The sequence below is a fragment of the Actinosynnema sp. CA-299493 genome (assembly GCF_050946825.1).
In the GTDB taxonomy this organism is placed as follows: domain Bacteria; phylum Actinomycetota; class Actinomycetes; order Mycobacteriales; family Pseudonocardiaceae; genus Actinosynnema.
Window position 1 is genome coordinate 4,163,711 of the sequence record NZ_CP191993.1, and the last position, 14,863, is coordinate 4,178,573.

The window sequence follows — 14,863 nt, forward strand, 5'->3', positions numbered from 1 at the left end:
GGTTCGCATCCGGGGGGTCTAGGGGTTGTCGGTGCATTTCGGCGTCCATAGTGTGATGGCGAATCCGGAATCGGGCGCGGCCGGTTCCCCGCGAGGAATGGGGTGCTCGCGAGCATCGCCTTGTGCTCGAAACAGGGGTCCGCCCCTTGTCCATCCCTGTAGGGGCCACTGCGGTGGCATTGTGAGGCTCCATTGCGGAGGGTGTCGCGGGATGGCGAACGAAGAAAAGCTCCGTGACTACCTGAAATTGGTCACGGCTGATTTGCAGCGCACTCGCCGGCAGTTGCGCGAACACCAGGAGGCGGACTCCGAACCGATCGCCGTCGTCGCGATGGCGTGCCGCTTCCCCGGCGGTGTCCGGTCGCCGGAGGACCTCTGGGACCTCGTCGCGCGCGGCGGTGACGCCCTCGGCCCGTTCCCGGACGACCGCGGCTGGGACCTCGACGCGCTCGGCGACCCCGACCGGCCCGGCGCCTCCCTGACCGGGGAGGGCGGGTTCCTCGACGCCGCCGGCGCGTTCGACGCCGACCTGTTCGGCATCTCCCCGCGCGAGGCTGTCGCCATGGACCCCCAGCAGCGGATCCTGCTGGAGGTCTGCTGGGAGGCCTTCGAGCGCGCCGGGGTCGACCCGCGCGGCGTGCGCGGCGAGCGCGTGGGCGTCTTCGCCGGCACCAACGGCCAGGACTACGCCACCCTGCTGCTCAACTCGCCCGCCGACGCCGAGGGCTACCTGGCCACCGGCAACTCCGCCAGCGTCCTGTCCGGTCGGGTCTCCTACTGCTTCGGCGTCGAGGGACCCGCCGTCACCATCGACACCGCCTGCTCGTCCTCGCTGGTCACGCTGCACCTCGCCGCGCGGTCGCTGCGCGCGGGCGAGTGCACGATGGCGCTCGCGGGCGGCGTGACGGTCATGGCAACCCCCAACGGCTTCATCGAGTTCTCCCGCCAGCGAGGCCTGGCCGCGGACGGTCGCTGCAAGGCGTTCGCCGACGCCGCGGACGGCACCGGCTGGGGCGAAGGCGCCGGTGTGCTGCTGCTGGAACGCCTCTCCGACGCCCGCCGCAACGGCCACCCGGTCCTGGCGGTCGTCCGCGGCAGCGCGGTCAACCAGGACGGCGCGTCCAACGGTCTCACCGCACCCAACGGGCCCTCCCAGCAGCGGGTCGTCCTCCAGGCGCTCCGCGACGCCGAACTCGGCCCCGGCGACGTGGACGCCGTCGAGGCGCACGGCACCGGCACCACCCTCGGGGACCCGATCGAGGCGCAGGCCCTGATCGCCACCTACGGCCAGGACCGCAACCCCGAGCGACCCCTGTGGTTGGGGTCGGTGAAGTCGAACATCGGGCACACCCAGGCCGCGGCCGGGGTCGCGGGCGTGATCAAGGTGGTCGAAGCACTGCGGCACGCTGTGCTGCCCAAGACGCTGCACGTGGACCGGCCCAGCACCCACGTGGACTGGTCCGCTGGCGCGGTGGAGCTGCTCACCGAGTCCCGCCCGTGGCCCGAGGTGGACCGGCCGCGGCGGGCCGGTGTGTCGTCGTTCGGCGTGAGCGGCACCAACGCGCACGTCATCCTGGAACAGGCACCCGAGCCGGAGACCCCGGAACCGGCGCCGGTCCGCGCCGGCGGGCCCGTGCCGTGGGTGCTGTCGGGTCGCACCGCCGCCGCGCTGCGCGACCAGGCCGCCCGACTGCTCGACCGGATCGCCGACGAACACCCCGAGGACGTCGCGTCCACCCTGGCCGGCGCGCGGGCCGCGCTGGACCGCCGGGCCGTGGTGGTCGGCTCCGACCTTGCCGAGCTGACCGCGGCGGTGCGGGCGCTGGCGGAGGACGCCGAGCACCCGGCGCTGGTGCGCGGGACCGCTTCGGATCCCGGTCGGGTGGTGTTCGTGTTCCCTGGTCAGGGTTCGCAGTGGGTCGGTATGGCTTTGGAGTTGGTTGATCAGTCTCCGGTGTTCGCGGCCCGGTTGGCGGAGTGCGCTGCCGCGTTGGCACCGTTCTGTGACTGGTCGTTGGATGACGTTTTGCACGGTTGGGTGTCGTTGGATCGTGTGGATGTGGTGCAGCCGGTGTTGTTCGCGGTGATGGTGTCGTTGGCGGCGTTGTGGCGTTCGTGGGGTGTTGAGCCTGCGGCGGTGGTGGGTCATTCGCAGGGTGAGATCGCTGCGGCGTGTGTGTCGGGTGCGTTGTCGTTGGAGGATGCGGCGCGGGTGGTGGCGTTGCGGTCGCGTGTCCTGCGCGGGTTGGCCGGTCGGGGTGGCATGGTCTCGGTCGCCGCCGCCGAGGTCGAGGTGCGTGCGCGGATCGAGCCGTTCGGTGAGCGGATCTCGATCGCGGCGGTGAACGGTCCGTCTGCGGTGGTGGTGTCGGGTGAGCCGGGCGCGCTGGACGAGCTGGTCGCGGCTTGTGAGGCCGAGGGTGTTCGGGCGAAGCGGATCGCGGTGGACTACGCGTCGCACTCGGCGCAGGTGGAGGAGTTGCACGCCGAGCTGGCAGAGGTGTTGGCCCCGATCCGGCCGCGTGTCGGCGAGGTGCCGCTGTACTCCGCTCTGACCGGCGAGGTGGAGGACGGTTCGGGGCTGGACGCCGACTACTGGTTCCGGAACCTGCGTTCGACCGTGGAGTTCGCCTCGGCGGTGGAGAAGCTGGCGGGTGACGGTTTCGGTGTGTTCGTGGAGTGTTCGCCGCACCCGTTGCTGACGATGGCGGTGCAGGAGCAGGCCGAGGACGTGATCGCGGTCGGCTCGATGCGCCGTGATGACGGCGGGCTGGATCGGATGCTGCTGTCGCTGGGTGAGGCCGTGGTGCGCGGTGTCACTCCGAAGTGGACGGACGTGGTACCCGGTGGTCGGTTGGTCGAGCTACCCACCTACGCCTTCCAGCACCGGCACTTCTGGCTGCCGACCGGTCGCGCGGGCGGCGATGTCACCGCCGCGGGCCTCACCTCCGCCGACCACCCGCTGCTCGGCGCGGCCCTGGCCCTGGCGCACGACGACGGCGCGATCCTGACGGGACGCCTGGCCGTCGACGGCCAGCCCTGGTTGGCCGACCACGTGGTCGCCGGCCGGGTCGTGGTTCCCGGCACCGCCCTGCTCGAACTGGCCCTGCGCGCCGCGCACCAGGTCGGCTGCGACGCCGTCGCGGACCTGACCTTCGAGACCCCGCTCGTGCTGCCACCGCGTGGCGGGGTCCACGTGCAGGTCGCAGTGGGCGCGGATGACGGCACCGGGCACCGCGAGGTGCACGTGCACAGCCGCTCCGACGACTCGGCCGCCGACGACCCGTGGACCCGTCACGCCACCGGCGCGGTCCTCGCCGCGACCACTCCGTCCGACCCCGCTCCGCTGGCGGGCCAGTGGCCGCCGGCCGGGGCGCGACGGGTCGACATCTCGACGTGCTACGACTCGTTCGACGCCGCCGGCATCGCCTACGGGCCGGCGTTCCGCGGTCTGCGGGCCGCCTGGCGCCGTGGTGACGAGGTCTACGCCGAGGTCGCCCTGCCCGCCGCGCAGGCCGACCAGGCCGACCGGTTCGGCCTGCACCCGGCACTGCTGGACGCGGCCCTGCACGCCACCGGGTTCGGCACGTTCGTCGGCGACCCCGACACCGGCTGGCTGCCCTTCTCCTGCACCGACGTCCGGCTGCTGGCCACGGGCGCGACGGTGCTGCGCGTGCGGCTCACCCCCGCCGGAACGGACGCGGTCACCGTCACCGTCGCCGACCCGTCCGGAGCGGCGGTCGCCGAGATCGGCGCACTGGCGCTGCGCCCGCTGCCCTCCTCGCTGGACACCGACCCCACCGCCGCGGCGGACGCGCTGTTCGGCCTGGACTGGACGCCGCTGCACGCACCCGACCTCGTACCCGGAGACGGCGCACGCCCCGACGACACCGTGCGGATCACCGCGGGCGACGCCCGCACCGCCGTCCTCGACACCCTGGACCTGCTGCGGCGCACGCTCGCCGGGGACGGCCGCCTCGTCGTGGTCATGGACGGCGACGATCCCGCGGGTGCCGCGGCGGGCGGGCTGGTCCGGTCCGCGCAGGCCGAGCACCCCGGCCGGTTCGTGCTCGTGGACTGCCCCGACGACGACCCGGCCACCCTCGGGCGGGCGGTGGCGACCGGTGAGCCCGTGCTCCGCGTGCGCGACGGCGTGATCAGCGCCCCTCGCCTGGCACCGGTCACCGGCGGATCCGCCGAATCGCCGTTCGGTCCGGACAGCCGGGTGTTGATCACTGGTGGTACGGGGACGTTGGGTGTTGTGCTGGCTCGGCACTTGGTGTCGGTGCACGGTGTGCGGCAGTTGGTGCTGGTGAGTCGGAGTGGTCCGGGTGTGGCGGAGTTGGCGGGGCTTGACGCGCGGGTGGATGTGGTGGCGTGTGATGTCACCGATCGTGACGCGGTGGCTGGGTTGTTGGCTGAGCACCCGGTGACGGCGGTGGTGCACGCGGCGGGTGTGCTGGACGACGGCGTGATCACCGCGCTGACCCCGGAACGCGTCGCCGGTGTGCTGGCACCCAAGCTGGACGCGGCCCTGTTGCTGGACGAGCTGGCCGGTGAGTTGGACGCGTTCGTGGTGTTCTCGTCGGCGGCCGGTGTGTTCGGTGGTGCCGGTCAGGGTGCTTACGCTGCCGCGAATGCCGCGGTGGACGCTCTGGTGGCCCGCAGGCGTGCCGCGGGTCGGTCGGGGTTGTCGTTGGCGTGGGGGTTGTGGGAGCAGGCCAGCGGCATGACCGGCCACTTGGACGCGGACGAGCACCGCAGGCTCAGCCGGTCCGGCATGACGCCTTTGTCCACTCAGGACGGTCTCGCCCTGTTCGACCGCGCGCTGGGTCTCGACGTCCCGCTGCTGGTGCCGATCAAGCTCGACCTCGCCGCCGCTCGCGCCCGAGCCCGCACTGACGGGGTCCCGCCGTTGCTGCGCGGCCTGGTCCGCGCGCCCCTGCGCCGCGTCGCGCCGGCCGAAGCCGCCGGCGACGGCCTCGCGGGGACCCTCGGCGCACTGCCCGAGGCCGAACGCGAGGCGCACGTCCTGGAACTGGTCCGCGCGCACGTCGGCGCGGTGCTCGGCCACGACGACGGCGCCGGTGTGGAACCGACCCGGGCGTTCAAGGACCTCGGGTTCGACTCGTTGACCGCCGTGGAGCTGCGCAACCGGCTCGCCGCGACCACCGGCCGCAGGCTGCCCGCGACCCTCGTCTTCGACCACCCGACGCCGTCGGCGCTGGCCAGGCACCTGCTCGCCGACCTCCTCGACGCGCCCGCGCGACCGGCGGTCCAGGCCGCGTCGGTGAGCACCGCTGAGCCGATCGCGATCGTGTCGATGGCCTGCCGGTTCCCCGGCGGGGTGGACTCGCCCGAACAGCTCTGGGACCTCGTCGCGGCCGGTCGCGACGTCATCGCGGACTTCCCCGACGACCGGGGCTGGGACATCGAGCGGCTGTTCTCCGGGGACGGGCCCGGCACGAGCGCCACCCGCCAGGGCGGGTTCCGCTACGACGCGGCGGACTTCGACGCCGCGTTCTTCGGCATCTCCCCGCGCGAGGCGTTGGCGACCGACCCCCAGCAGCGGCTGCTGCTGGAGACCACCTGGGAGGCGCTGGAGCGGGCGGGCCTCGACCCGGCCGGGTTGCGCGGGAGCCGCACCGGTGTGTTCGCGGGTTTGATGGGCCAGGACTACACCGCCCGCCTGCTGGGCAGCCCCGACACCCTCGCCGAGGTCGAAGGCCACCTCGGCGCCAGTGCGGGCAGCGTCGCGTCCGGCCGCATCGCCTACACGTTCGGCTTCGAGGGCCCGGCGGTCACCGTGGACACGGCGTGCTCGTCGTCGCTGGTGGCGATGCACCTGGCGGCGCAGGCGCTGCGCGCGGGCGAGTGCGACCTGGCGTTGGCGGGTGGCGCGACCGTGCTGTCCACCCCAGGTCTGTTCATCGACTTCACCCGACAGGGTGGTCTGGCGCCCGACGGGCGGTGCAAGGCGTTCGCCGGCGCGGCCGACGGCACCGGCTTCGGCGAGGGCGCGGGCGTGCTGCTGCTGGAGCGGCTGTCCGATGCCGAACGCCTCGGGCACCCGGTGCTGGCAGTGCTGCGAGGCAGTGCGGTGAACCAGGACGGAGCATCGAACGGACTCACAGCGCCGAACGGTCCGTCGCAGCAGCGCGTGATCCGGCAGGCGTTGGCCAACGCGCGGCTGGAGCCGTCGGACGTGGACCTGGTGGAGGCGCACGGCACCGGCACCACCCTCGGCGACCCGATCGAGGCGCAGGCGTTGTTGGCGACTTACGGTCAGGACCGCGAGTTGCCGGTGTTCCTCGGGTCGGTCAAGTCCAACATCGGCCACACGCAGGCGGCGGCCGGCGTCGCGGGTGTGATCAAGGTCGTGCTGGCGATGCGGCACGGCGTGCTGCCCAAGACCCTGCACGTGGACGAGCCTTCTCCGCAGGTGGACTGGGAGTCGGGTTCGGTGCGGCTGATCACCGAGTCCGCCGCGTGGCCTGAGCTGGACCGGCCGCGCCGGGCGGCGGTGTCGTCGTTCGGCATCAGCGGCACCAACGCGCATGCCGTCCTGGAGCACGCACCCATCCCACGCCCCACCCAGCCTCCCGCCCCCGACATCCACCTTGCCCCAGCTGCCACCAGCCCTGCCGCCGCCACCAGCCCTGCCGCCATCCCGCGCCCGGCCGGCGACTCCAGCCCGGCCCCGACCGACACTCCGCACCTCGCCCCGGCCGCCGCCGCTCGTCCGATTCCGTTGCCGTTGCCGTTGAGCGCGGCTACCTCCGCTGCGCTGCGCGAGCAGGCCGCCCGCCTCGCCGACCACCTGCGCGACCACCCCGACCTGCCCCTGGCCGACGTGTCCTGGTCGCTGGCCACCACCCGGGCCACCCACGACCACCGCGCCGTGCCGGTCGCCGCCGACCGCGAAGAGGCGCTGGCCGCGCTCGCCGCCGTCGCCGGCGCCACCGAACCCGCCGCCGGTCCGGCCGCGCTCGCCTTCCTGTTCACCGGGCAGGGCAGCCAGCGCGCGGGCGCGGGGCGTGAGCTGCACGCCGCGTTCCCCGTCTTCGCCACCGCGTTCGACCAGGTCTGCGCGCGGCTCGACCCCGGCCTGCCGGTGCCGCTGCGGGAGGTCGCGTTCGCCGACCCCGGCACCGAACGGGCCGCGCTGCTGGACGACACCGGCTTCACCCAGCCCGCGCTGTTCGCGTTGGAGGTGGCGCTGGCGGCGCTGCTGGCGGACTGGGGTGTGCGACCCGCCGCGCTGCTGGGCCACTCCATCGGCGAACTCGCCGCCGCCCACGTCGCCGGCGTGTTCGACCTGGACGACGCCTGCCGCCTGGTCGCCGCCCGCGCCCGCCTCATGGCCGCGCTGCCCGCCGGCGGCGCGATGGTGGCGGTGGCCGCGGCCGAGGACACCGTGCGCGCGGCCCTGAGCGGCCGGGAAGCGGCGGTCTCGATCGCTGCGGTCAACGGCCCGGAGGCCGTCGTGCTGTCCGGTGACGAGGACGCCGTCCTCGCCGCGGCCGAGGAGCTGGGCCGTGCCGGGCATCGCACCAGGCGCCTCACCGTCAGCCACGCGTTCCACTCCGCGCACGTCGACGCCGTGCTGGAGGAGTTCCGCGCCGTCGCGCGGACCGTGACCTTCCACCCGCCGCGGGTGCCGCTCATCTCCAATGTCACCGGCACGCCGAACGACGACCTGGTGGTGACCGCGGACTACTGGGTGCGGCACGCGCGGGAAGCGGTGCGCTTCGCGGACGGCGTCGCCGCGCTCGCCGAGCGCAACGTGACGCGACTGCTCGAACTCGGTCCGGACGGCGTGCTGCTGGCCCTGGCCCGGGACACCTCCGCCACCGCGACCGGGGCACCCGCCCTGCACCGCGACCGGCCCGAGGCCCACACGCTGCTCACGTCCCTCGGCGTGCTCGCCGCGGCGGGCGTCCCGGTCGACTGGCGCGCCGTCGTCGGCGGCGGCCGGGTGGTGGACCTGCCGACCTACCCCTTCCAGCGGGAGCGCTTCTGGCCCGCCGAGCCCGCCCGTGCCGGTGACCCGACGGCACGGGCCGCCGACCCCGCCGACGCGCTGCTCTACCGGTCGCGGTGGACGCCCGTCGCGCCGGGCCGGCCCGCCCGGCTGGACGGGTGGTCCGTGCTCACCACCGCCGAACCCCGGTCCTGGCAGTCCGAGGCGGTCGCGGAGCTGGTCGGACGCGGCGCCCACGTCACCTCCGAACCCGCCGCGGACGCGGCCGGCGTGGTGGTGGCGGTGTCCGACGCCGAGGAGCTGCTGGACGCGCTGCACCGCACGCCCGCCGCCGTGCCGCTGTGGGCGTTGACCCGCGGTGCCGCCGAGGCGGGGGGCGCCGCGACCGCGTGGGGCTTGGGCCGGGTCGCGGCCCTGGAGGTCCCGGACCGGTGGGGCGGGTTGATCGACCTGCCCGACGACGGCTCCGGTTGGGACGCCGTGACCGCCGTGCTGGGCGGCGACGAGACCGAGGTGTCCATCCGCCCCGGGGGCGTCTTCGCCCGCCGGCTCGTGCGCGTGCCCGCGCCGGGACGGTCGTGGACGCCGCGCGGCACCGTGCTGATCACCGGCGGGACCGGCGCGCTCGGTGCCGAGACCGCCCGCTGGGCGGTGCGCTCGGGCGCCCGGCGACTGGTGCTGACCAGCAGGCGCGGCCCGGACGCTCCCGGTGCGGCCGACCTCATCGCGGAGCTGTCCCCGGACGCCGAGGTCGTGCTGCGAGCGGTGTCGTCCACCGACCGCGACGGCATGGCCGCCGTCCTGGCCGAGTTCCCGCCCGACGCCGTGGTGCACGCCGCCGGGGTGCTGGACGACGGTGTCCTGGACCGCCTCACCCCCGCCGGGCTGCGCGCCGCGGCCGAGGCCAAGGGCGACGCGGTCCGGGTGCTGGACGAGCTGACCCGCGGTTCGGACCTGGACGCGTTCGTGGTGTTCTCCTCCGCGGCGGCCACCTTCGGCGCGGCCGGTCAGGGCGCCTACGCCGCCGCCAACGCCGAACTCGACGCGCTTGCCGAACGCCGGCGCTCCGAAGGGCTGCCCGCCACGTCGATCGCCTGGGGGCCGTGGGCCGGGGGCGGCATGGCCACGAGCGGGAAGGCCGCCGCCCGGATCGCCCGCGGCGGTCTGCTCCCGATGGACCCGAGAGTCGCCACCGAGGCGCTGGGTGCCGCCGTGGCGTCCGGGCTGCCCGCCGTGACCGTCGCGGACGTAGACTGGACGACCTTCGCGCCCGTGCTCACCGCGACCCGCCCGACCCGGCTGCTCGACCACCTCCCCGAAGCCCGCCGCGCCGCCGTCCAGGGCTCGCGGGACCCGGGGCTCGCGCTGCGCGACGCCTCCGACGCCGACCGGCCCGCCCTGCTGCTGGACCTGGTGCGCCGGACCGCCGCCGCCGTCCTCGGGCACTCGGGGATCGACGCCGTGCCGTCGGACAAGGCGTTCCGGGACCTGGGTGTCGACTCGCTGACCGCCGTCGAGCTGCGCAACCTGCTGGGCGCGGCGACCGGGTTGGCCCTGCCCACGACCGCGGTGTTCGACCACCCGACGCCCGCCGACCTGGCCGCGCGGCTGGACTCGCTGTTCACCGGGACCGAGCGGCCCGCCGCCGCACCACGTGCGCTGCCCGTGGACGAGCCGATCGCGATCGTGGGGATGGCGTGTCGGTTCCCGGGTGGTGTGGCCTCGCCTGAGGACTTGTGGCGGTTGTTGGTGGAGGGTCGGGATGCGGTGGGTGCGTTCCCGGATGACCGGAATTGGGACTTGGGTGGGTTGTTCGATGCTGATCCGGACAATCCGGGTACGTCGTATGCGGTGGAGGGTGCGTTCCTGAGGGACGCGTCGGGTTTCGACGCTGATTTCTTCGGTATTTCGCCGCGTGAGGCGTTGGCGATGGACCCGCAGCAACGACTGCTGCTGGAGACCTCGTGGGAGGCGTTCGAACGCGCGGGCATCGCGCCCACCGCGCTGAAGGGCAGCGCGACCGGCGTGTTCGTCGGCACCAACGGCCAGGACTACGCCACGTTGTTCCTGGGCGGGAACGAGAGCGTCGGCGGGTACCTGGCGACCGGGAACGCGGCCAGCGTGGTGTCGGGTCGGTTGTCCTACACCTTCGGTCTGGAGGGGCCTGCCGTCACGGTCGACACGGCCTGCTCGGCGTCACTGGTGGCGCTGCACCTCGCCGCGCAGGCCCTGCGCTCGGGGGAGTGCGACCTCGCCCTCACGGGCGGTGCCACCGTCATGTCGACGCCTGGCGCGTTCATCGAGTTCTCGCGGCAGCGGGGACTGGCCGCGGATGGTCGGTGCAAGGCGTTCGCGGCCGGTGCCGACGGCACGGGTTGGGGTGAGGGTGTCGGTGTGCTGGTGGTGGAGCGCTTGTCGGACGCCCGCCGCAACGGCCACCAGGTGTTGGCGGTGCTACGAGGCAGTGCGGTGAACCAGGACGGCGCGTCGAACGGGTTGACCGCGCCGAATGGGCCGGCTCAGCAGCGGGTCATCCGGGCCGCACTGGCGAACGCGGGTCTCGAACCGTCCGATGTCGACGTGGTCGAGGCACACGGCACCGGCACCACCCTGGGCGACCCGATCGAGGCGCAGGCGCTGTTGGCGACCTACGGCGAAGACCGCGAAGAGCCGTTGTTGCTGGGGTCGGTGAAGTCGAACATCGGCCACACCCAGGCCGCCGCCGGTGTCGCCGGGGTGCTCAAGATGATCCTCGCGCTGCGCGACTCGACGGTGCCGGCCACGCTGCACGTGGACGCGCCTTCACCGCACGTGGACTGGTCCTCAGGCGCGGTGGAGCTGGTGACTGCCGCACGGTCCTGGCCCGAGGTCGACCGCCCGCGTCGCGCGGCGGTGTCGTCGTTCGGCGTCAGCGGCACCAACGCCCACATCATCCTGGAGCAGGGCGACCCGGAGCCCGACCCGGCGCCGAGCCCGGTCGGGCCGGCCGTCCCGCTGCTGCTGACGGCCAAGTCCGAGGCCGCCCTGCGCGAGCAGGCCGCCCGGCTCGTCGCGGCGGACCTGCCGCCCGCCGACCTCGCGATGTCCCTGGTCACCTCCCGGTCCGCGTTCGAGCGCCGGGCCGTCGTCGTGAGCCGTGACGGGCTGCGTGCGTTGGCCGATGGGGTGGAGCATCCCGCTTTGGTGCGTGGAACGGCTTCGGACACCGGCCGGGTGGTGTTCGTGTTCCCTGGTCAGGGTTCGCAGTGGGTCGGCATGGCCCTGGAACTGGCTGATCAGTCGCCGGTGTTCGCTTCACGGTTGGCGGAGTGTGCTGCCGCGTTGGAGCCGTTCTGTGACTGGTCGTTGGCTGACGCGTTGCACGGTCGGGTGTCGCTGGATCGTGTGGATGTGGTTCAGCCGGTGTTGTTCGCGGTGATGGTGTCGTTGGCGGCGTTGTGGCGTTCGTGGGGGATTGAGCCTGTGGCGGTGGTGGGTCACTCCCAGGGTGAGATCGCTGCTGCGTGCGTCTCCGGCGCCCTCTCTTTGGAGGACGCGGCGCGGGTGGTGGCGTTGCGTTCCCAGGTGTTGCGTCGGCTGGCGGGCCGGGGCGGGATGGTGTCGATCGCCGCCTCCGAGGACGAGGTGCGGGCGCTCGTGGAACCGTTCGGCGAGCGGATCTCGATCGCGGCGGTGAACGGACCTACGGCGGTTGTGGTGTCCGGTGAGCCGGACGCGTTGGACGAACTGGTCGTGGGTGGTCTGCGGACGAAGCGGATCGCGGTGGACTACGCGTCGCACTCGGCCCAGGTGGAGGAGTTGCGCGAGGAGTTGGCGCAGGTGCTGGCACCTATCGCGCCCCGCGCGGGTGACGTGCCGCTGTACTCCACTCTGACCGGTCAGGTGGAGGACGGGTTGGCGTTGGATGCGGACTACTGGTTCCGCAACCTGCGTTCGACGGTCGCGTTCGCCGGCGCGGTGGAAAGTCTGGTAGCCAACGGTTTCGGTGTGTTCGTGGAGTGCTCGCCGCACCCGTTGCTGACGATGGCGGTGCAGGAGCAGGCCGAGGACGTGATCGCGGTCGGTTCGCTGCGCCGGGACGACGGCGGCCTGGATCGGATGTTGCTGTCGCTGGGTGAGGCCGTGGTGCGCGGTGTTACTCCGAAGTGGACGGATGTCCTCCCCGAGGGTCGGCGGGTCGACCTGCCCACCTACCCGTTCCAGCACCAGCGCTACTGGCCGCAGCGGGTCGCGATCCGGGGTGACGTGACCGCGGCCGGTCTCGCCGACGCGGGCCACCCGTTGCTGGGCGCCGCCGTCGTGCTCGCCGACCAGCGGGGCGCGCTGCTCACCGGCAGGCTCTCGGTCGACACCCACCCCTGGCTCGCCGACCACGTCGTCGCCGGTCGGGTCGTGGTGCCCGGCACGGGCGTGCTGGAACTCGCGCTGCGCGCCGCCGACCACGTCGGTGCCGACGCGGTGGAGGAGTTGACGCTGCACGCGCCGTTCGTCGTGCCCGGCGGCGGTGCGGACGTCCAGGTGTCCGTCGGCGTGCCCGACGAGCACGGTCACCGGCCGATCTCGGTGCACACCAGGCCGGTCGACGAGGGCGCCGAGTGGACCCGCAACGCCACCGGCACGCTGGCCGACCGCGCCGAGGCGCCCGCACCCGACCTCACCACCTGGCCGCCGGAGGGCGCGGACGAAGTCCCCGTCGACTCCGCCTACGACGACCTCGCCGCCGTAGGCCTGGTGTACGGCCCGGTGTTCCGCGGCCTGCGGCGGGTCTGGCGGCACGACAGGTCCGTGTACGCCGAGGTGGCCTTGCCGGACGGGGTCGAGGCGGCGGCGTTCGGCGCGCACCCCGCCCTCACCGACGCGGCGCTGCACGCCGTGGGCTTCGGCGCTTTCGTCGCCGACCCGGCGCGGGCGTGGCTGCCCTTCTCCTGGCAGCGCGTGACCCTGCACGCCTCGGGCGCGAGCCGCCTGCGGGTGCGCCTCACCCCGGCCGGTGACAACGCGCTGAGCGTGGTCGCCGCCGACGAGACCGGCTCGCCGGTCCTGCACGTGGAATCCCTCGCGCTGCGTCCCCTGGCCTCCCCCGACCACGGCACGGCCTCGGCCGCCGCGCTGTACGGCGTCGACCTGGTCCGGCTGCCCGAACCGGCCGCTCACGACATGCCGCGGATCGGCACGTGGCCATCCGACCCGGCCGACGTGCTCGTGCTCGACGTCCCGCCCGCCGACGCGACGACCGCCCGCGACCGGGTGGTGGTGGTGCTGGACGCGGTGCGGGTCCTGCTGACCGACGACCGGTTCGCCGACAGCCGGCTCCTGGTGCGCACCGGCGGCGACGACCTCGGCGCGGGCGCGGTGCGCGGTCTGGTGCGCGCGGCGGCGACCGAGCACCCCGGCCGCTTCGTGCTGGTGGACGTGGCCGCCGTCCCGGACACCGGCCTGCTGGGGCGGGTCCTGGCCTGCGACGAGCCCGAGGTGCTGGTGCGCGACGGCGCGCTGTGGGCGCCCCGGTTGACCCGTGCGCAGACGCCCGCCACCGCGCCGGCCGCGTTCGGTCCGGACAGCCGGGTGTTGATCACCGGTGGTACGGGGACGTTGGGTGTTGTGCTGGCCCGGCACTTGGTGTCGGTGCACGGTGTGCGGCAGTTGGTGCTGGTCAGTCGGAGTGGTCCGGGTGCGTCGGGTGTGGCGGAGTTGGCGGGTCTGGACGCGCGGGTGGATGTGGTGGCGTGTGATGTCACCGATCGTGACGCGGTGGCTGGGTTGTTGGCTGAGTACCCGGTGACGGCGGTGGTGCACGCGGCGGGTGTGCTGGACGACGGTGTGATCACCGCGCTGACGCCCGAGCGGGTGGACGCGGTGTGGGCGCCGAAGGTCGACGCTGCCGTGCACCTGGACGAGCTGGCCGGCGACCTGGACGCGTTCGTCGTGTACTCCTCCGCGTCCGGGACCTTCGGCAACGCGGGCCAGGCCAACTACGCCGCCGCGAACGCCGCCCTGGACGCCCTGGTGGCCCGCAGGCGCGCCGCCGGTCGGCCCGGCCTGTCACTGGCGTGGGGTCTGTGGGAGCAGGCCAGCGGCATGACGGACCACCTGGACGCGGTGCGGTTGCGCCGTGCCGGACGTGGAGGCGGACGCCCGCTGGCCACCGCCGAGGCGCTGGCGCTGTTCGACGCGGCGCTCGGGTCCGACGCCGCGCTGCTGCTGCCCCTGAACCTCGACCTGGACGCCGTGCGGACCTCGGCCGCCGCCGAAGGTGCCGTGCCACCGCTGCTGCGCGGTCTGGTCCGCGCACCGCGCCGCCGTGCCGCGACGACTGCGACGACTCCGGCGACCCCGACCGCACCGACCGACGACCTCGCCGCGCTCCCACCGCGCAAGCGCGCCGAAGCGCTGGTGGACCTGGTCCGCTCGCACGTCGCCGCCGTCCTCGGCCACGCGTCGCCCGTCGCCGTCGACCCGGAGCGGGGGTTCCTCGACCTCGGGTTCGACTCGCTGACCGCCGTGGAGCTGCGCAACCGGCTCGCCGCGGCCACCGGTCTGCGGCTGCCCGCCACGACGGTCTTCGACCACCCGTCCTCGGTGGCGCTCGCCGCGCACCTGGACGAGCGCATCGGCGGCGGCGCGCCGTCCAACGCCAAGCGGGCGCTGAACGACCTGACGGCGCTGGAGTCGGTGCTGCGCGACATCGCACCCGACGACGCCGACCGGGACCGGGTCACCGCGCAGCTCCGGGCACTCCTGGCGGCTGTGAGCGGCGCCGCGGCGCCGACGACCGACGAGGACCTCGGCTCCGCGTCGGCGGAGGAGATCTTCGACCTGCTCGACAACGAACTCGGGATCTCGTGACATGTGCGGTCGGCTCAGTGGCTGCCTGGAGGT

The 14,863-nt window shown here is 74.0% G+C and carries 1 protein-coding gene; it reads left to right on the top strand.

What is annotated here, in order from left to right; translation table 11 throughout:
- The first annotated feature begins 211 nt into the window (after positions 1–211).
- Positions 212–14,830, top strand: coding sequence for an SDR family NAD(P)-dependent oxidoreductase (locus ACQPYE_RS17650; protein WP_498722424.1), 14,619 nt, complete (start codon positions 212–214; stop codon positions 14,828–14,830).
- The last annotated feature ends 33 nt before the right edge of the window (positions 14,831–14,863 follow it).

Bases quoted from the DNA above. Each gene is read 5' to 3' on its own strand.
- ACQPYE_RS17650 (WP_498722424.1), top strand. From the start codon at position 212: ATGGCGAACGAAGAAAAGCTCCGTGACTACCTGAAATTGGTCACGGCT.